The 20878-nt window shown below is 45.2% G+C and carries 16 protein-coding genes; 1 reads left to right on the top strand and 15 read right to left on the bottom strand.

Annotated features, from left to right (window positions below):
• Window positions 1–558 precede the first annotated feature (558 nt).
• The 9 genes from MHH92_RS30065 to MHH92_RS30105 form a co-directional block, all read right to left on the bottom strand.
• Entirely contained in the window at window positions 559–4290 is a 3732-nt protein-coding gene (locus tag MHH92_RS30065) for a restriction endonuclease (RefSeq protein ID WP_340907588.1), read from the bottom strand.
• 372 nt (window positions 4291–4662) lie between these two features.
• On the bottom strand, window positions 4663–5148 hold the full coding sequence (locus MHH92_RS30070; RefSeq protein ID WP_445744694.1) for a hypothetical protein: 486 nt from the start codon (window positions 5146–5148) through the stop codon (window positions 4663–4665).
• A 129-nt stretch (window positions 5149–5277) separates the two neighbouring features.
• Window positions 5278–5904, bottom strand: coding sequence for a DUF2306 domain-containing protein (locus MHH92_RS30075; protein WP_340907589.1), 627 nt, complete (start codon window positions 5902–5904; stop codon window positions 5278–5280).
• A gap of 195 nt (window positions 5905–6099) precedes the next feature.
• On the bottom strand, window positions 6100–7059 hold the full coding sequence (locus MHH92_RS30080) for an SDR family oxidoreductase (protein WP_340907590.1): 960 nt from the start codon (window positions 7057–7059) through the stop codon (window positions 6100–6102).
• A 181-nt stretch (window positions 7060–7240) separates the two neighbouring features.
• Window positions 7241–8203 carry an AraC family transcriptional regulator gene (locus tag MHH92_RS30085; RefSeq protein ID WP_340907812.1) on the bottom strand — a complete coding sequence of 321 codons (963 nt, stop codon included), beginning with the start codon at window positions 8201–8203 and terminating at the stop codon, window positions 7241–7243.
• Between the two features lie 196 nt (window positions 8204–8399).
• Window positions 8400–8879 carry a 23S rRNA (pseudouridine(1915)-N(3))-methyltransferase RlmH gene (rlmH, locus tag MHH92_RS30090; protein WP_017691463.1) on the bottom strand — a complete coding sequence of 160 codons (480 nt, stop codon included), beginning with the start codon at window positions 8877–8879 and terminating at the stop codon, window positions 8400–8402.
• A gap of 687 nt (window positions 8880–9566) precedes the next feature.
• Window positions 9567–9734, bottom strand: a complete 168-nt coding sequence (locus MHH92_RS30095; RefSeq protein ID WP_017691462.1) for a CxxH/CxxC protein — start codon at window positions 9732–9734, stop codon at window positions 9567–9569.
• A 340-nt stretch (window positions 9735–10074) separates the two neighbouring features.
• Window positions 10075–10599, bottom strand: coding sequence for a hypothetical protein (locus MHH92_RS30100; protein WP_340907591.1), 525 nt, complete (start codon window positions 10597–10599; stop codon window positions 10075–10077).
• 318 nt (window positions 10600–10917) lie between these two features.
• Complete coding sequence (locus tag MHH92_RS30105; RefSeq protein WP_315938927.1) at window positions 10918–12195, bottom strand: S1C family serine protease; 1278 nt, start codon at window positions 12193–12195, stop codon at window positions 10918–10920.
• A gap of 762 nt (window positions 12196–12957) precedes the next feature.
• Between MHH92_RS30105 and MHH92_RS30110 the strand changes: the two genes are divergently transcribed.
• Window positions 12958–13170 (top strand): hypothetical protein, encoded by a 213-nt coding sequence (locus tag MHH92_RS30110; protein ID WP_036611899.1) that lies wholly within the window; start codon window positions 12958–12960, stop codon window positions 13168–13170.
• On the opposite strand, the gene MHH92_RS30115 is transcribed toward MHH92_RS30110, so the two are convergent.
• The 6 genes from MHH92_RS30115 to MHH92_RS30140 all read right to left on the bottom strand — a co-directional run bounded on the left by MHH92_RS30115 (window position 13139) and on the right by MHH92_RS30140 (window position 20585).
• Window positions 13139–13945 carry an MBL fold metallo-hydrolase gene (locus MHH92_RS30115; protein ID WP_036671861.1) on the bottom strand — a complete coding sequence of 269 codons (807 nt, stop codon included), beginning with the start codon at window positions 13943–13945 and terminating at the stop codon, window positions 13139–13141. The genes MHH92_RS30110 and MHH92_RS30115 overlap by 32 nt on opposite strands.
• A 6-nt stretch (window positions 13946–13951) precedes the next feature.
• Window positions 13952–14695 (bottom strand): two-component system regulatory protein YycI, encoded by a 744-nt coding sequence (yycI, locus tag MHH92_RS30120; RefSeq protein WP_017691456.1) that lies wholly within the window; start codon window positions 14693–14695, stop codon window positions 13952–13954.
• Between the two features lie 273 nt (window positions 14696–14968).
• Complete coding sequence (locus tag MHH92_RS30125) at window positions 14969–16249, bottom strand: YycH family regulatory protein (protein WP_091035267.1); 1281 nt, start codon at window positions 16247–16249, stop codon at window positions 14969–14971.
• Window positions 16233–18083, bottom strand: coding sequence for a cell wall metabolism sensor histidine kinase WalK (gene walK / locus MHH92_RS30130; RefSeq protein ID WP_036671863.1), 1851 nt, complete (start codon window positions 18081–18083; stop codon window positions 16233–16235). The genes MHH92_RS30125 and walK overlap by 17 nt, the downstream gene beginning before the upstream one ends.
• Window positions 18083–18805 carry a response regulator YycF gene (gene yycF / locus MHH92_RS30135; protein ID WP_074092884.1) on the bottom strand — a complete coding sequence of 241 codons (723 nt, stop codon included), beginning with the start codon at window positions 18803–18805 and terminating at the stop codon, window positions 18083–18085. The genes walK and yycF overlap by 1 nt, the downstream gene beginning before the upstream one ends.
• Window positions 18806–19052: 247 nt before the next feature.
• Complete coding sequence (locus MHH92_RS30140) at window positions 19053–20585, bottom strand: peptidoglycan DD-metalloendopeptidase family protein (protein ID WP_091035266.1); 1533 nt, start codon at window positions 20583–20585, stop codon at window positions 19053–19055.
• Window positions 20586–20878 lie beyond the last annotated feature (293 nt).

The following is a 20878-nucleotide window of genomic DNA, read 5'->3' on the forward strand; positions in this document are numbered from 1 at the left end:
TTATAAAAATGTCACTGTATCATTTATCCAAATTTGCAGTTGAGGATTTATCTGAGTCAGTATCGTATAAATTAGCCTCACAAAATATCAAAATCGAGCTAATTGAACTGGAGCTATTCAAACGGATTCTGGCGGAAGATCTATAGAGTTCTACTATAATGAAGCATTAACAGACTACATTCCAAAAGAATTTAGTGGGACAAAACAACAACTGTTTACACTTCACCTCCGGGAGGAAATAGTTGCGGATACCATATACCAAGCGTCCATACATTGTGCAAATTAATTCCGATATGTAAACCCAAATATCTAACGAATATAGTCCAACATTTTTTCTTGAAAATGTAACCGGCATAATAGCGAAAAAAACACAAAAAGAGCATGCCGTAGCGCGTAGCTACTCCTTTTTGTGTTTTTATTTTAAATTCTGAACCGTTCTGAACATGAAAAAGGTGGTATCGCCTAACACTAGAGAATTAGACTAGAAGACATTTTTAAGATCTTGTCACTTGTATTATGAAAGTGTTCTTAATCTTACTCTCAATAAACTCTTTTACACTAAAAAATGGCTCCATTTTTCTTTAATACATCAACTTTAGAAGATGTTAACCCTGAAGAGTTTACAAACTCACACCCACTTAAATCATCAAGATGCAAATATCTATTTAGTAATTGTAATGTTCCTAAATCTACAGCCAATAATTCCCTACTGTTTAATATATATATAATAGTCCCATCATAATTAAATTTTATTTCTCTAACAGAATAAAAATAATCATCGTAATCCTCTTTTGCTATTGTATTATTCTCGCATATAATAGTCTTAATTTTAAACTTATTGTGTAATTCTTTGGTGCTGTAGTTATAAATAAAAATTTCGTCTTTCACCGAAACAGCAATAAATTCACCACTTCCGTTAATGGTAAGATGCTTGCAATCTTGTAGAACAATCTCGAATAGTTTCTCCTGTGAATAAGTTTCAAATATTTTAATTGACGTTTCATCACTAATTGCAAACTGATCTAAATATGGGTGAAAAGTAGCATAATATTTAACTAAGTTATTTTTCTCTTTTGGGAGTTTTTCAAAAAATACCTTCTCATTAGTATTGAGATTCCACAAAATAAACTCATCAAATCCAGAACTAAGAAGATAATTCTCCGAATAATTCAGAGATAACCGGTCAGCATTATAAAAGCATTCTAAAGCTTTTATTTCTTCACAACTATTAAGATCATACAAATAGATGTAAGAGTTATTACATCCTGCATAGAGAATATTGGATTTTTTTGAAAACAAAAACTTGCCCGTCCACCAATTTTTTGACTCACTTGCAGTAGGATTAATATATGGCTCAACTTCTAAAGTTTTGTGAAGAGAAAGGTTCCCAATTGAGCGAATTTTTACTTTTCCCCAATCAGAGTGTGCAATAACTCTTGTGTTTGTATTGATACTAACATTCCACGCCGGATCATTCACTCTCTCTTTAACTTGGAAAGACTCAAGGTCAAGAACCAATAAGTGATCCGGAGATCCTAAAACAATAGTTCCACTTACTTCGTCAATATCTAGATCATCAATTTGATAGGAATTAAATTTAAAATTATCTAAATTTGTATTTCTAAAAGATGCGCCTTCATAAATGTTTGATTCTCTGTCAAATACGAAACTACCCAAATTAGCATTTTGTAAATCGCAATTGTCAAATAGTGTATTTTTGAAAACTCCATAAGTGCTTAATAGTTTCTTACCGATTTCAGGCTCATTTAGTCTATATTTTGGATTGTATGGTATAGAGAAATTTCTTAGTGATAAGTCTGACAAATCCTTATTGGAAAAATAATCATTTTTAAAGGATAATAGCAAAAGTACAATATTATTTGTTAAATAGTTAACTTCTTCAAATGTTTTTTTTCTACACTGATCTAGTAATTTCAAAAGTTTTAATTCAACTTCTTCCCCATCAAATTTAATAATATCCATCATTAGATCTAGAATCACTTTTGTAAGCGGAAGTTTACCAAATGATTGGATGATGTACAAAATATCTTCTTGCTCGAAATATCTTAATTTAAGTTTTTCATCCATATATTCATTTTTATTTCTATTAAAGTACGAAGACCACGTGTAATTTTGATTTACTAATTCTTGATCTTCGTTTATGCGGAGCCTCGCACATTCTGTAAAATCATCTGGTAGAATTCCTAGTTCCGCTACAAACTTATATGCAACAAAAAATTCTAAAAATGACTTATGAGCAGGTTTATAGTTACCATCCTCTTCATCTATTATCAAAATAGTCTGCCCTCTCAAGTCGTATCTCCAGTAGTCAATTTCCTTGTCATCTAAGTTAAATAGGCGATTTATAACATTGGGGAATTCTTTATAATTAATAGTCAACTTATCGTTCGAAATCATCTCCCAAGATAATTCGCATAAAAAGTAGAGTTTGTCTGCTAAGGAAGTAAATGTCCTTACTTGCTTAATATCTCTCTCCATCTTACGTTGTATCGCATACAAATAAATTCTGGCCATATCTACAGGTTTATTATCTTCAATATCTTTTATTGCATCTATAATTAAATCAATCATTATAGGACGAGCTAATAAATCCTTAATTTCCTCGTTATTTATTAACTTATTTACTACTTCGGGGTTAGTATGCAGAGACAATACCTTTCGTAGTTGTTCATCATTAAATTTTAACAACTGTAGTACCTCAAATTGGGGACTTTCACCTGTTAAAAATTTTGTTGATTCTTTTAATTCAGCATTTAGCAATGATCTTCCCTCTTTTATTTGGGGAAAATGTTCATTTCTACATGAGAGAACAACCTTTGAGTTTCCATTAATGACACTTGCAAGCTCCCAAAAATTATCTATCATTTTTTGCTTATTTACTTTATCTGCCATCTCATCAAATCCATCAAATATAAGAAGTAACTTACCCATTTTATTTAATTGCATGAATGCTGAAAATGCGCCCTTTACTTCAATTTTGTGAAGTCGAAAGAAAAAATCAGAAATTAGTGTGTCGACTTTCATAGCTTTTGAATAATCCCTAAGATAAATTAATATCGGGATCCTTGGACGGGGAAAGTTTGTCTTCTTTGCTTCTTTATATTTATTTATCATTTTCCATGTATAATATAAGCAAAACCATGATTTCCCAGTTCCGAATTCTCCAAGAATAGAGATATGTTCTTTTTGGTTATCTTGTTGCCAATAGTCTATATATCTTTCTAACCCCCCATCTTCTTCATCGTAAACATTTTTCGCTTCAAAAAGTTTAGTCCGTTCATCTATTTCCATCTTTTCACAGTACAGTGGTATGTAATTTTTTTCTATTTTTTTACCCATTATCTCCGTTTCGATCCAATCAAAGTAATTAGATAAATCAATTGTTTCTTCAATGAGTTGATCGAAATTATAACAAATATAGCTACGAGATCCTGATACGCTTTCGGAATAGTCTTTTGCTGCCTTAGTCACATTTGAAGTTGAAACCACCCAACCCTCGTCACAATCATGGTACTTTGTTAGGTGTTCTAACTCTTTTACATGTTTTACTTTTATTTGTGATGTTATACCATAGACTAGAACATCTAATGTCCTCCGTCTTTCAGGAATTTTTATCACAAAAACAAAGAAACTATCGTTTTCAATATTTAAATTATCAAAAGTGTAATCCAGAGCATGGAACCAATCTTTTAACTCAATATTGAATTTTTTTAAATTACTCAATTCTTTTATTACTGCCGAAGCAGCCTCTCCGTTTGATAAAAGCTTAACTACTTCTTTCAAATCTGTTGGTATAGTCTCCTCCAAATATTCCTCAAAAAACCACTTTAATAAATTCACAACTGCAATCTTCGTGATATTTACATGACCAATATTTATAAAATCTTCTGCGCTGTTAGGGTCATGAGATGCCGGGTTTCCATGTGTCCTAACTGTTTCAAGGTAGGAAGCCACTCTATGCCTTGTGCGTTTATTTGTAATAATAATGAAATTTATTGGATTCTCACATGTGATAATTTGAGACAATTTGGATAAATCTAATTCTCTAATTCTACCGTTTACCGAAGATCCATCAACTTTTTTCTTTCCTAAAATAATATCGGACCCAAGCTGTTCTCCAAAGTGATCATATATAACCGCTTTGCTTATTGCTTCTGCTGACTTCCTTGCATTATTACAAACATCCTCAGCAACATTATCTGAGAATGTTTGAGATGCTACTTTTATTAAATCTGATATTTTTTCTACTAGTTTCATATTTATCGACATTATATAACCTCCTAATGACTTTTTATATTTCAATAGAGCTCAGTTAAAAGAAAAAATTACACACTTTGTTTATGTTCTATTTTTACTTTCAATATCCTTTTTTTATATTATTAGTTTATTAACTAGACTTACAACGCAAAATTCTTTTTCCATTAGATACTCACCCTACTTGTGGTACGGTTCATCGTAACATCTAGCGAAATCAGGAGAATTGCCAAAAACCTGCTACAGGTTGTTGTATCTCGGTGGCCCTTATCATGGCAAAGATATATAGTGATCCAAAACCAAAAGGATAATTGTATTCGTGTTGAACCAACGTTTCGGGGTAACCATCTTCATCGACTTGAAATAAAAAAGAAAATGACTCCGCCATCAAATTCGTAAAATAATAGTCTTCATTTTGAATAAGTCTCGGGTTTCCCCTACTTTGATCAAAAAAGACTGGTCCATTGATTTCTGGTCATTGCTTAGTGTCCCGTCTGAGATGGTGTGTTTTTTAAGGCCTGGGTTAGTAAACATCTCTTTGATGTTTTCAGTTGAAATGGGGTGCTCAATTACCTTGATCGAGCAATTAGGATACATATTGTTTTTCAAATACTCCTCATAGTCTTCAGGGATGAAGATCGAAATCATGTTCTCCGTTTTAAAAGGATGGACGAGGCTCAAGTAAAAAAGATATTTTTGTTTACCTTCATGGATGAGGTCGTCTTGATCATCAAAAAATTGAGGTGCATTTCCGCCGATCCAGCCTGCCCCCTGATCTTTCGATAGGTCAGATTCGGCATAATAGAGAATACTCTCTGTTCGCTCAACCAAAACCTTCATTTGATTGTCCAAAAATAGACCTAAGTACTTCATTGCGACATCGATCTTATTTCTCTTCTATTGATTCAGATTCCTCAGCGAATACCTCTGAACTGATTCGATTAATTCTCATTGTACAGAAGGAGCGCGTTTAGCGTTCCTTCTGTAGCTGGCAGTTGTAAATCATTGCCGCTGCCGCAACCTCATTCTGGAAATCACGGCTTCTATGACGAGCAGATTAGGAATCCAACAAACCCAAGCGACAACCCGAAACCCCGCCTCGAAATCGCCAAGCAGAAGATTCAGCGGCGCTAACCAGAATCGAAGCGTAACAGCTGCAAGAGTAAGCGCATAACTGCGAAGCATCCATGCTTTATGAGCTTGGATGTCTTTCGCCATAATTTTTCTCGTTGCAATAAGCGTCGTCGCAACCCACAATACATCGAGCGACATGAACCCAAGCCCGGCAATCCAACCTCCCGTGGCAAAAAGGGATAAATACACACTCACGATCCCACTAATTGTAATCGAAAGAACATATCCATACCCCATTAGGCGATGCCAACGTTTCCTATCATTCGTTGGCTTCATAAATAGTTGAAAGGATCCTATGATCAAGGCAAATATCGCGGTAACAATATGGATGTATAGTACATATATCCATGGTTTGAGTTCAAAATTCGGCTTTTGCAATTTGAAAGAGACAAGTCCTGCATCACTAGCTTTAAGCACGCCATACTGAACAATTGCGTATCCGGCAATCGAAAATGCAAGAATGAGAACGAGTGCCCGAATCATCTTATTTCCCATTTGAATTATCCTCCTCCGTTGATGCACCGTGAAGCTGTTGTCCCTTTAAACCCTATAGTGGCTATAGAGTCAATACCGATCTTCTCGATTAAGGCATCGGCCAGAAAGGGACGTACAAATTCAACGCTTGTCGTGGTCAAGTTTCCTGCCGTACTTTTGGTGCAAACGGATCTTCGCTTCCTCCCAGCTTTACAGTTAGAAATAATGCCCCTTCCGAATATCATCTAAAAGGGTAGGATGTACTGGTTTCCATCCTAAACGCTCCTGCGTCAACGCACTGGACGCCGGATTATCCGTTTTCGTGAAGGGTGCAAGCCATCCGAAATGTTTACCTGCTTCTTCAACCCCAATACCTTGGACCGGCAAGTTCAAATGTAGGCCCAAAGCCGTGGCGATCTCTTGAAATGGAATGCCCTCTTCGCTCACTGCATGAAACCGGGACCCTGCCGGAGCTTGTTCTAAGGCGAGTCTAAAAAGGCGCGCCGCATCCAGTAGATGCACGGATGGCCAACGGTTGTTACCGGAGCCTGTATAGGCGGAGAACCCCTTCTTGCGAGCGATGTTCACCAGATTTGGGAACAAGCCCGTCTTATCGCCTTCACCGTGTACGATCGGTGGGAGGCGTACAATCGAGGAACGTATCCCACGATTTGCCAAGTCTAGGGTGGTATGTTCTGAAATGATGCGTAATCCACCTTGCGATTGAGGATCCCCAGCGCTGGCCTCCGTTCCGAGACGGCCGGGAGTAAGCGTCATCGTAGGCATCGCGACGACAAGCGCCCGGTCACCGGCGGGTAAGGAGGTGCCAAGTGTCTCGATGGCTCGCCTATCGATCTCAATTGCAGCCTTCATAAATCGCATCACTACATGACGAGGATTCCCTCCGAATAAAACCCTAAGCCGAGTTGGAAGGCCCGCATGCGAGAACTTGTGGAAGAAGGCCAAATGAATGACCCCGTCTACTGCAGTAGCCACTTTGCGCAAGCCTGCTAAATCCTCAATCGAACCGACTTGAACCTGGGCACCCAGTGCCGTAAGCCGTTTGCCGGCTTTTTCAGAACGGGCAAGACCAACCACTTGATGACCGGCATCCAGCAGTTCGCGAACGACCGCCCCTCCGATGAAGCCTGTCGCCCCTGTAACCAATACACGCATTTTCAGAAATCCCCTTTCCTATCGATAGGATGTTTACTCTTAGTATAGGGGATTGACTACTGCGGTCTTTGCCTTTTCCGTCGGAGTTTTTGCCTGATTCAACAGATTCCGCCGCTTAAAAAGGAAAAATCCGCTAGGCTCTATGCCCGCGGAAATTCGAAAAGCCGTTTACATGTGCGTTTCACTTCAACTTTTGCTGGTCCTGACGCCACCTTGTGATATCTCTAGTTGGAGGACACCCAAAAAATCGGCTGTAATCGCGACTAAATTGGGAATCGCTCAAATAGCCTACACGCCGGCTCGCCGTAGTTGCGTCAATGGAGCTGGATAACATTAGACGCCTCGCCTCTTGCAGGCGCAGCACCTTTTGATATTGCAGAGGGCTCATCGCAGTAGCCGATCTGAAATACTCGCGAAACGACGATTCGCTCATATGGACCAGCTCCGCCAAATCCGCCACTTTCAACGGCTGAGAAAAGTTATTTTGGAGCCAATCAATCGCTTTTGCAACCTGCTGCATGCCCGATTCCGCCAGAACAGTCTCGGCAACATAAACACCGATTGGGCTACGGAGGATGCGGATATAAATCTCGTCTTTCACCAATGGAGCCAGCATTTGAGCATCATCAGGAGAGGACAGGCAAGCCATCAATCTTGCAGCGGCGTTCATCATGGCCAAGTCTGCTTCGATGACATAGCACGCACTGCGATTGCGAACCTCCGGTAAACCATTAGGAAATACCATCGGCAGCAACGAAGCAATCCTTTGCGGATCGAGGTATAGACCTATCCCCAAGAACGGTATTTGGGGGCTGGCCTGCATGATTTTCATCGCAACAGGCAAGGCAACGGGGGCAATATACATTCGCGAAGCACCATACTCATAAGCATCCTTGCCTACGGTAATTCGCTTTTTCCCTTGCGCTGCAATGCAGATTGCCGGCGAGAACATAGTGTGAACATCATCCGCCGCTTCTACTTGCGAATATCGGTTCACATAAAGACCATGGATCGGTGAAGCATAGGTCCCATCCTGCGAAGTATGCGTGTAAATCAAACTTGCCAACCGAGCTGCTTCACTATCTAGCGCTGAATTGGCATCATCTAATACAGATACATCCTCATATTTATAGTAATTGTCCATGTTCACAAGCAACTTCTTCCCCCTCAGATGTAACGGGATGATAGGCATGTTCATGATACCACAGGCGCATCCAGAAAGCTTAAGCATTAAAGTTAAATTAGCATGGATATCTCAAGTCTACCCTTCTGCAAGTCCGAGGGGATTCCCTGCTAGCACGAAGCGGACAGCATTTCTCGCTATCGCCTCCCAATGTGCTTTACTTATGGTACGGTTCCCCCCGATTTATCTTCACCGCGCGATAAATCTGCTCCACCAATACCAGCCGCATAAGCTGATGCGGCAGGGTCATGCGCCCGAAGCTCAAGCGCTGCTTCGCACGGCGCAACACCTCATCGGAGAGCCCGTGGCTTCCTCCGATGACAAACACGACATGGCTCGTCCCATACGTGCCGAGCTTGTCGATCTCCAATGCCAGCTCTTCGGAACTCCAGAGCTGGCCATCCAATGCGAGCGCGACAACATGCGCCTCGCTCTTCACATGTGCGAGGATGCGTTCGCCCTCGCGCTCTTTTACCGCCCGAACCTCAGCTTCGCTCAGGGTATCGGGGGCCTTTTCGTCTGCGACCTCGATCATCTGAAACTTGATGTACGGGGCGAGACGCTTGGCATATTCCTGAATGCCCAGCGTGAGATACTTTTCCTTCAATTTGCCTACGCCAATAATCTGAATAAACACGAAAAATCATTCCTCCTAAATTATCTTGCTTGCACAATATTCTTTCTATAAGTAAGAAGCTTCACAGCATCGTTTGTTCCAACTGTAGTATACCTACATATCTCTCCAATTCTAACGAATCCCACACACCTTATTCAGCCTCATTTCGGCTCCTTTAAAATCTAACGAATCTGAAACACGCTATCCCACTAAAAACGAGCCTTCCCCACCTCTTTCGAGACCATTTCAGCAATATAACGTGTCTACGATTCGTTAGATTTCAACCAGGCGGTATTTGCCCCGAATAAGGTCTGTCAGGTTCTTTAGAGTTACTCCACCCAACCCAGCCACGCCACCGTCCCTACCGACAACGCCGTTACCCAAATTCTACTTTCCCCCAAGCCCGAGCTTCCATTTCTATTACCTACACACCTTGCACGTCTGCTACAACCTGGCTCACCCCAACTCAGAACTCGGCTCGGCGCCTACCTAGCTTAATCTTCTCCTACTGTCCTACTCCACCTTCATCCCCCACAACCCTCGCCAACGCCACGCTGCCTAACAACCACCACCAATTCCCCCACAAAGACAAAAAGAGCGCTAATCACGCTCTCCTTGGCTTCTTGCTGTGATGTTCATACCGGATGGAAAGTCAGCCAGAAGCGCCACCTATAGTCACGCCTCCGGCCATCTAAGTCCTACAGTACGCTAAACGACGAGGAATTCCGCGTGCTGTTCGCACTCTGCGCACTTCGCAGGCGGGTCCCAATCGGCAAATTCCGTCTCCTTCAGATCAACGATATCTGGAGCGTCCTCATACTCATCGACAAACATGTCGATGGCAATGTCCACGTGTTCTTTGCATACAACGTACATCCGTTAAGCATCCTTTCTGTAACCAGCTATGTTCCCGATTCACAACCGCTTATCCCATTACAGGATAGCCACTTCTCAGTTCTATCACACCTGCCGCCGAAAAGAAACCCCCAGCCCTAATTTATCGTACCCAACATCCACCAAACCTCTCCATTCGCCGTAAAAGAACACAAAAAGCATCCTTTCCAGATCCCTCTACGGTACCTGAAAAGAATGCTCCTGTAACAGTAACAATCCAATTCACATAGCGAATGAATCTTGCTCCTGCGCCTGAATTACGAATACAGAGTTACTTATTGCCCTGTTCCATTCTATGAATGTCTTCTATCCTAAACGCTTTTTAATTCAATCCCGACTGCGCCTTCGTCAACAGCTTCCCGCCTTGAAAAGCAATAACCGCATTGGCACCATTGCCAGCTGTGCCCTTATAGTTGTACACCACCATATTCTCCGCTTCACTCAGCGCTTCACCTTCACCACCAAGGATCTCGATGACATCTTCCACCGACATGCCAACCTCAAGCTTCTCATACTGGGCAAACGTAATCAGTACCCCATCGCCTTTCCCGGCCGATCCATTGTTTCCCGATGCTACAGGCGTTTGACCACCAGCCCCACCTGCAGCAATCACATTTGTACTCAGCTCATTCAACTTGGTCTCAAGTGCTGCGATCTTTTGCTCCTGCTCAACGCTCTTGGCTCCCTGCTCCACCAGTTTCTTCTCTAGGCCAGCAATCTTCTCCTGCAAAGCACTTGTATCTACAGATGCTCCTGTCGTAGCTACCTCAGACCCACAGGCGGACAACATAAACAGGGACAGAGCCAAACTCGTTCCACCAAGCATCTTTTTCTTCAAATGTTTCATCAATAATACCCCTTCCATTCTGAAATAAAATTAGATCGACAAACAGATGTTATTGCATCAGCGACCGTCTCCAACATATTGACAACAGTTTACCACAGCCCTAGTCTTATGTATCTGCTCCTTTGGCTCCGGGTCTAACTGATCATGAGAATATAAAAAAGGTTGATCTACTCATTTACTGTCGAACGAACACGCCCACCCATAGCGTAATGCTCATCATCCAACAACTAAAAAAGAGTGGTCAGTTGATCTGATCACTCTTCTAGCATTCCCTATTTCAATCCACGCAACAGTATAGGCTCGCTCGCTGAACTTCCCTTACTCCGGTTTATCAGTCAGCTTCACCGATACTTTCTCAGCTTTGCCATCCCGGTAGAAGGTCACTTCAATCGTATCCCCAATCTTCTTCTGATCGTACAGATACTTCCGCAGATCCAGCGTGGAGGTAATTTTTTGCCCATCAAATTCCGTAATGACATCATTCAGCTTCATACCTGCTTCGGATGCCGGACCGGATGCTTCCAACACAACCACACCGCTGTCCACGTGAGATGGCAGCTTCAGATCCTTGCGCTGCTCGTCATCCAGTGGTGCATATGGGTTGCTCAGATCGACCGTGTACACGCCCAGGTATGGACGAGATACTTTGCCGTTCAGTAGCAGGGAATCTACCGTTTTCATCACTTCGTTCATCGGAATGGCAAAGCCGAGACCTTCAACACCCGTATCCGAGATCTTCATCGTGTTGATGCCGACCACTTTGCCGTTCAGATCGACCAATGCACCACCGCTATTGCCTTCATTAATCGCCGCATCCGTCTGAATTACGTTTTGCTCCCAGTCGTATACTCCATCCTGATTAATCGATACCGGTAGAATACGATCCGTGTAACTGACAATACCGGATGTCAGCGTACCGCCCAGACCGAGCGGGTTCCCGATCGCCAGCACCGTTTGACCGCGCTGAAGTTTGCTGGAATCACCGATCTCCGCGACTGCACCCAGCCCTTTATCTTCTGCGGATAGTACAGCAATGTCGCTCACACGGTCCTTACCGACCAGCTTCGCTTTGTGTGTCTCCCCGTCTACGGTCACAATCTCCAGATCACTCGCACCCTCCACGACGTGGTGGTTGGTCATGATATAGGCCTTGCCATCTTCCTTCTTGAAAATGACCCCTGAGCCCAGCGCCGAATCTTCCATCGACAGACTGCTACCCGTTTTATGGTTCACAATGCTCACCACGGAAGGACGAACGTGTGCTGCTGCCTGAATAATCCGATCGTATGGATCAGCTGCCTGCGCTGTCTGTGCACCGCCTCCACCACCGTTACCCGTAGCATTAGCCAGCGGTAACGAAGCGGGCTGGGTGATGAAGCTAAACAGCATGACGGTCACGATGGAGCTGATCACCGAGCTAATCACAGCTACCTTCACTGTGGAACTTATTCCCGTACGCGATCTGCGCGGATTGCTCCAGCGGTCACGTCCACGTGCTCTGCCTCCAGGGCGGATGATCTGAAGTTTGCCTTTCTGTTCAGGTTCGGCGCGTCTTGATACTTTGGTTGAATAAAAATCGTCTCCAAACAATCCCATCGTGATCCTCTCCCCTTCGTTGTCACGCATCAAGACCCTGACTGCCGCCTAAGTTGTCGCATGGTTCAACGATGGTGTTCTTACGCTACCCCACTCCAGCCACAGCCGAGCTTCCGATCGCTGTTACTCACAAATTTTTTTTGTTTCTTTTTCCTAGGTAAAATTTGTTCATAGCATATGCTTCCGAAGTAGCTTTCTTTCAGAAAGCTTTCAGGCGATCGCTTCGCTTCTCCAGCCTCGTTCTGTGTCTTTCGTTACGTGCGTACCGTAAATAACCTCTCGGTTTCCCATGCTTTTTTGCATTTTTATAAAATGGTCTTGCATATCGCCGCATCCCGGCATCAAATCAAGATACAGCGTCTATGTACAACAGAACGGACACGCCATTCTGTCAGTGACTCTATCAATCATGCTCTCGCATTCTATGACATGCCATTTCACACGCAAAACAGCCAAAATCACAATGCTCCTCATATACTAAACACGTCAAATCACAAAAAGTTGCATATTTACGAAAATTAAAGCAAATTTCCGCTATAACGCGCTTAACAATAAAGGCCCATAGTATCTATCACCACAAAATCCGGTCCGCTAAGCGCCATTTTGGCAAATTTGAAGAACTTTTTCACCCCTGTATAGTCACAGGTTCAGCATACACGTCTCATCACACAAATGTTAGCGGCAAAAAGAGGAATGTTTTCCATCAAGCCTGACTACAATAATAGTAAAAGACAATTCAAAGCTTCATAGAGGAGGATATATATGGATCGCACACGTACACTCACAGCCATGGATGAAGTTCATATGGCGGCCAAGCTGGCCGATCTCAAAGAAGAACACTATCGCAACACACTTGCACTCAGTACCATCATCGAACTGCTTATTGATAAAGGCATTCTGACCCGCGAGGAAGTCGAGCGCAAAGCCGCCGAACTCGACAGCTTTATGGCTCACCCACCCTATCCCATGGCGTAGGACGGTCATAATACGTATCACAGAGTTTGAACTCATGATCCCGATAAAAACATCCACGGCTCTCCATCGCGTCGCGCACCGACATTTTCGCCAAGTCCATCATATTATGATCTCGGCTAAGATGTGCCAGATACGTGCGCTTGATGCGTCCGTTCATCAGTTCACTAAGCGCTGCCCCTGCTGCTTCGTTCGACAAATGCCCAATGTCACTCAAAATCCGGCGCTTGGTGTTCCATGGATAACGCCCCATACGCAGCAATTCGACATCATGATTCGCCTCCAGCACCAGCACGTCAGAATCGGAGATTGCATCGCGAACCTTGTCGCTCATGTACCCGAGATCCGTTGCAACAGACAGCTTCTCCGTACCATCATCGAATGTGTACCCTACCGGCTCAGCCGCGTCATGCGAGATCCCGAAGGATTCCACGCGCAGTGACCCAAAATCATGCTTTTCACCCGTCTCAAATACCCTCCGGTTTTCCTCTGGAATCGCCCCAACCGACTTCTCCAGTGCCGCCCACGTATTTAGATTCGCGTAGATTGGTAAATTATATTTCCGAGACATCGCGCCTAGTCCTTTAATGTGGTCGGAATGTTCATGTGTAACCAGAATCCCGTCCAGTTCTGCCCCAGAAATCTCCCTTTCCTGAAACAGTGCATCCAATCGCTTCGCACTAAGACCCGCGTCAATCATGAGAGATGTGCCCCCATGTTGTATGACTGTGGCATTACCTGTCGAACCGCTGGATAACACGGTAAAATATATCCCCATAACGCATTACTCCCCTGGTTTGTCTGTCTTGGGACTGAATACATCCCCACTGATGCCCTGCACGTACAACACTTCGCCACTTTCCAGCACGAACCGCCATGCCGGCATCGCTACCTGTATATCTGAATTGAACAACTGGCCGTAATAGCCCAGCTGAATATCTTTGACAATTGCATCATTTGGCAAAAAGTTCTCGATCAGCGTTCCCAGCGCCTTCGACGCCGGAAGCACCTGCTGATCGCTCTCCTCTGCGGTCGTAATCCGCACTGGAGTTTGACGGTAACCCGTTATTTTCTGGTCGCTGTAGAATAGCTCCAGACTCACATTAAAGAGCGGCCATTTGCCATCCACCAGTGGGTGAAGCACAAAAGCCCCATCCTCGGCCATCAGCTGATCCAGCCGGTATGTCCCAATCTGTGGAATCTCACGCTGTAATGCATCTTCCAGTTCACTCTGCGAGAAGATCAACTTGCTATCTACAGGCTGTTCCAGCTCCATATCTACGCCCGCCTTGTCCTCTTCAATGAACTCATAGGACAACTTTGGCAGCTTCGGCGTTTCATTCGGAATTGGAGCCAGCACCTGAATGCCCTTTTCTTCCATCGCCTGCTGTGTATTATCTGCCAGCGAGGTGAAGTCCAGATTGGCTCCGGCCGTCTCTCGCGCATCCATCCAGATCTGGTATCCCAGCACCAGATTGAGCAGCAGAAAGGCATAGATCAACACATTTTTCGCCCGTCCCCAATCCAAAACATTCACCTCCGTCCATTTGATAAAGCAACTAATATCACACTGGCCCACTCCGCGGTCAGAACAACCTTCCGATCGCTGTTATCCCCAGATTTCTTGATTCCCTTTTCCTAAGGGAGAAATCCGGCGATAAAGGCGAAGCGTATGCTTTCGATGCAGCTTTCTTTCAGAAAGCTTTTGGCTTCGCTTCTACAGCTTTTTTCTGCCCTCTCCGTTATCGTGTGATCTTACACCTCGCTCGGATATCGAATGACTCCATTACCCTACAACCCATCAAGAAACGGTAGTCTCCTCACCATTTCCGAATCGAATAACCCATACCGGAATCAGCTTTAGTCCGTCCTCAATCGAAGAAGGACGATAAGCCGGGTACACGTCCACAACCTGGCGATTCTCACCTGCCACCTTTTTAATAAGAGCTTTCAGCTTGTCTCCGCCAGGCAACTTTACCGATTTCTTCGTCTCTGCACCTTCGTTCAGGTATTCCAGTGATCGTTCATAGCTGGATACCGTCTCCTGCTGCATCTCCATGGTGATCGTGCCAAAGCGGAACTGCATGGAATCCATAATCGGATAGCTGCCATAATACTGTTGAAATTCAAGCCGCGTCTTGCTGTCGGCGGTCTCCAGCATCATGCGCGACCGGCCTTTCCAGCCGCCATGCTGATTCACAAAATCAACCGCAGACAGCGCATCCTTCGCGGGGTCAATCTGTCCCGCAGGCGGTGCGGCCGGATCGGTGTAACTGATCCAGCGTTGTTCCTGTTTTACTTGCAGACTACGTTTACTATCCGTGTAGATCTCCGATCCATCTTTTTCCCGGATGTTCCGGGTCATACTTGGATCGAAGAACAGACTTCGTTGCATCTGCTCAACCGTGAACTGACCTGTCGGCACATCGGCTTCAATCGTCTCCAGAGCTTCCGCCGGGATATAATACCCGCCGTCCATCAACGTATATGGCGTCCAGTTCGTACCGAAGTCAACATGCTGCTGCACGTCTTGTACTGTCAGGTCTGCCTGCGTTGCCTCGTATACCACGTCTCCCTTGGCGCTAAAGAACAGCGCATGGGCCTTTGTTTCATTTTTGGACGTATAGATCGAGATTCGGTTAATGGTCTCCCCTTGGAACAAGGAATCCGTCCCAAGCCTCATCACCCGCTGTAACAATGCTACGGGAATGCCTTCTTTGAACGATAGCTCAAACCCAGGGTTCTCCTTGCGAATCTGATCCCAGTTCACCGATTGCACACTGCGGCGCTGAAAATCATCGAAAGCACGCCCCTGTAACCGTGAATAGATCAACTGATAGAACGTATTGCCAGGGTAAAACACCGTATGTTTATCCTCACCCAGATGAATAATCATCTGATCGGGGAAGATCAATTCTTCAATATTGCGTTCCTGACCCATATTTTCCGTCTTCACATAATTCGTCTCTGACGTCACGATGGAATCCCCGCCTCCGGGCAAACGGTAGATCAGGAAATAACTCTGAACCAGACTGGCTACAACAAGGGCAGCAAGCACCAAGGATTTAATCCGTTCCTTCACGGTGCTCACCCCCTTTCTCACGCATCGGCAGTGTGAACGTTACTGTCGTGCCCACGTCTACCTCAGACTCCAGAGAGATGCTACCATCATGCGCCTTCACAATTTCCCGGGCAATGGACAGTCCTAATCCTGTGCCTCCCATACTGCGGGAACGAGCCTTGTCCACCCGATAAAATCGCTCAAAAATGCGATCCAGATCGCGCTGTGGGATACCCATTCCGGTATCCGATACCGAGATGGCAAGTGCATGTTCATCACTGCGTCTAGCTGCAATCGTAATGGTGCCGCCTTCCAATGTATATTTCAGCGCATTAGACACGACATTATCCAGCACCTGATCAATCTGATCGCGATCCAGCGGAACAGCCGGAATATCATTCTCTACAGACAGCACAGGCTGAATATCCTTCTGATGCATCTGGAACGAGAATCGATCCGTCACTTCCTCCAGCATTTCCAGGATGTCTGTTGGCTGTTTACGTAGCAAAGCCTCTTTGGAATCAAGCCGCGATAAATGCAGCAGATCCGTAACCAGTCGTATCATTCGCTCCGTCTCGTTCTGAATAACACCCACGAAACGACCGGCAAGCTGTGGATCTTCCAATGCACCGTCATCCAGTGCTTCCGCGTAACTCTTGATCGTGGTCAGTGGTGTACGCAGTTCATGGGATACATTGGCTACGAATTCACGCCGGGATGCTTCAAGTTCTTCCTGCTCGGTAACATCCTGAAGTACGGCAATGGTACCCGTGATTCCCCGTTCACGCCGATGAACCGGTGTGAACGTCATCCGAATGACCACAGGCTCTTCTTGTCCTGCGGGTGCAATCTGCAGCAACGTTGAACCTGTGAAACCACTCGCGAGAGCTTCCGCATCTTCCGGATCAATGCCGAGTAATATGGCAAAGTGTCTTCCTTCAATATCCGCAGGATGCATACCCAGAATGCTGCTGGCACGACGGTTTACGAGAATGACTTTACCATACTCATCCGTAGCCACCACACCATCACTCATATTCGTCAGAATGGAAGTCAACTTCTCCTTCTCCTCTTCATTCAGTGAAAGTGCATCCCGAAGCCTGCTGGTCATATAGTTAAAAGCCCGACTGAGCTGACCAATCTCATCCGTGCCAAATACAGGTGTCTGCTGATCAAAGTTACCTTCTGCGACCGCTGTCGCTCTCCGAGTCACTTCCTTAATCGGCTGCGTTATCGTATGGGACAAGATCACGCCAAGTACCGCCGTTAACACCAAGGCAATCAAAATGCCGGAGATAAAGATTTTGTTGATTCCCTCCATCGTGGAATACAGCTCGTTCATGGACGCCGCGATGTAGACCGCGCCAATGATCTTGCCGCCGGACAGCACCGGCTTGGCGACGACCTTTTTGCGAACATTATCCTCGTCCACGATGTATTCCTCATTATCCCGAATGCCTTGCAGCGCACGGCTGACCACGGTCTGGGTGTTTTTGCGCCCTACATAATCCGAATGTGAACTTAGCGAGGTCGTGAGTACCTTGCCGCTGGCATCCAACACCTGAATCTCGGCACCGTTAATGTTGAACAGGTTGTTCACCAGCACACGCAGATTTTCCGTTTTGTCCTCGCCGGCCTCTGCTTCTCCACCCGCCATCGTCTCCCCCACGAGAACCGATAGCATCTCCGCACGCGCCTGCAAGTCTTCCGTAAAGTTACTTGTCAGCGAGTTCTTCATCGCGCTAACAAAATAAACACCGATCAATTGCATCGCAATCAGAATCAGCAGTACATAGATAATGATTAATTTCGCCTGAATCGTTCGAAAGAACGAGAATCGCGCGAATCGGCCCATTATATCCCCACGCTTTTGGCACTGCGCACGAGATAACCGAGCCCGCGGCGTGTCAGAATCGTTTCCGGTTTGCTCGGATTCTCCTCAATCTTCTCACGCAGACGACGAATCGTAACATCCACGGTACGTACATCGCCGAAATATTCATATCCCCACACCGCTTGCAGCAGATGCTCCCGTGTCATAACCTTGCCGGAATGCTTCGCCATATAATAGAGAAGTTCGTACTCACGGTGGGTCAGATCGAGCGGTTCCCCGCCTTTGTAAGCCGTATACATGTCCATATCAAACGCCAGATCAAATAGCCGCATGACCTGCTTTTCCTCATCTTCCGGCGCTTCGGCCGTTATCGCAAGCTTTTGCCGTCTGCGCATCTGTGCCTTCACCCGTGCAAGCAGCTCACGCGTACTGAATGGCTTCGTCACGTAATCATCCGCACCCAGTTCCAGTCCAAGCACCTTGTCGATCTCGCCATCTTTGGCGGTAAGCATGATGATCGGCATCTCCAGATGAGCGCGCACCTCACGACAGACATCCATACCGTCCTTGCCCGGGAGCATCAGATCCAGCAGCATCAGATCCGGTTTCTCGGATAACGCCAGTTCAACCGCACGAATGCCATCAAATGCGCAGATGACCTCGTACCCCTCTTTTTCCAAATTAAACTTCAGAATGTCCGCGATGGGTTGTTCATCGTCCACCACCAAAATCTTCCCCTGCATCGGCTAAGTTCACCCCTATATCCTGCTTAATCCGCGTTAGCGTTTATATCTCTCTTCTATGTTTAGCTTGTACCAAGCCTGCTTGATTTGTTTCTCTAGTTTGTTGTTTATACTCTATAGTTTAACATACCTGAAGCACCGTCACATCCCGATCAGGGGCTTGGAAGGTCTTTCTTCTGAAAATTTTTTACAGCAGCAAAAAACAAGGCCAGCATTATAGCCAACCTTGCTCTACTTAAGCTCTATATTAGTTCAGATACGTTAACGGATTTTCTACCGTTCCATTCTTAATAATCTCAAAATGCAGATGTGTTCCAGTCGAACGACCCGTGTTGCCCATAACGCCGATACTCTCGCCTTTTTCAACCACTTGTCCAACCTTAACGCCAATGCTGTTCAAATGTCCATACAATGTTTCGTATCCGTTACGGTGGTTAATAATGATGACATTACCATAACCACTTTTCTGTCCTGCAAAAGTAATTACACCCTCATCAGACGCTTTCACATCGCGGTTACCTACCAGATCGACACCTTTGTGCTGGCGACCCCAACGTTGTCCAAAGCTGCTGCTCATCGTTGCATTTGATACCGGCCAAGCAAATTCACCTGTGCCCTCACCAACAACTTTTGTTCCGCTAAGGACCACTTCAGTTACAGCTGCTTTAATCACTTCCTGACCAAGCCACTCTTCCTGAACCACTTCACCATTTTCTTTCGTTATACGGTACTGCATGCTTTTTAAGCCACTTTGTCCTGGGCGCACGACTTTAGTTGTACCAGCTTTCAACTCGGCACTTTTGCGCACTTCCACTTGTGGTTTGATCTCAATCTGTTCAACAACCTGCTCAACCGATTTAACGGTTACCGCCGGTTTTGGAACGGTCAAGGTCAGTTCGTCTCCGATTTGAAGCGACGTTTCCTTGATGCCCGGATTATGCTGGCGAATCTCGCTTTGTGTAATTTCATACTTGGCGGCGATTGAAGAGATCGTATCTCCTTCACGAACCACATAAGTTACAGGCGCGTCTTTACCAACGGTTAAAGCTTTAACCGCCTCGGACACATCCCATATTTTGTTTGGATCAGCCTTCACCACATCCGTCGCAACATCTTCCTTGATACCTACCGACTTCAGGGTTGTGCTTGGTCCCTCGTCTTTCTTCGAGGAGTTAGCCGATACCGACTTCGTCTTAAGCGAACTTCGCACAGCCGATGCCGATATGTATTTGCTTTGCACTTGTTCCAGGATTGCATCAGCTGTTGCCTGATCCTTCACAATACCAATGACTTCACCGTCTACCTTGAGCTCCACACCTTTGGCGTAGGCTGTCAGCATGTCACCCAGTTTGTCCAGCGTCTCGTCACTGTTTACTTCAGGTTTGTACGCTCTTACCGTTTCGGTTGTGATGCCATCCGTGTTCAGCACCATCTCTGCATCCGGATATTTATGTTGATATTCCTCAGTTTTGTCTGTAAATAGTTGTTGTAATTGTGCCTCATCTGCAATGGTACCAATCTCGCTACCTTTAACCATGACTTTATAGTACGGTACGGTGTTTGCAGTAACATACTGTTTGCCTGCGAACCCGAGCGATGCTGCGATGAATACACCACATGCTGCTGTAATGATCCATTTGCGCGAGGCCAGAACGCGCTTCTTATTCACACTGAAGGTGGACATGCTCATGTTGTTTTTGTCTTCGGCCGTCCGGTGTTCCCCGGATTGTTCGTGTACCCGGTCTTTGCCCGGTTGGCGTATGCCTCTGAAACCTTTCATGATTCTCTCCTTTTCAGCACTTCTCAGTTCGCATTTCTGTCAAGACATCACCCGTCGTGTCTGTCCCATGCTCGTTGATACTTGTATTGGGTGTCCGCAAAATCAGGACTTTAGCTGCGCTCGTAAAAGTGTCAAAATTTTAACCTTTTATCACACCCGTATACTTTAACACAGGTTTTACACTCATTTCAACTCTACACGTCACACCGCAAAGCCACGCCCCGCTTGGTTTACCTGAATTATCCATAAGATAGTACGGCTGGTCCATCACCCATTATGCCTCAACATCCGCT

Source organism: Paenibacillus sp. FSL M7-1414 (assembly GCF_038003195.1).
Taxonomy (GTDB): Bacteria; Bacillota; Bacilli; order Paenibacillales; family Paenibacillaceae; genus Paenibacillus; species Paenibacillus amylolyticus.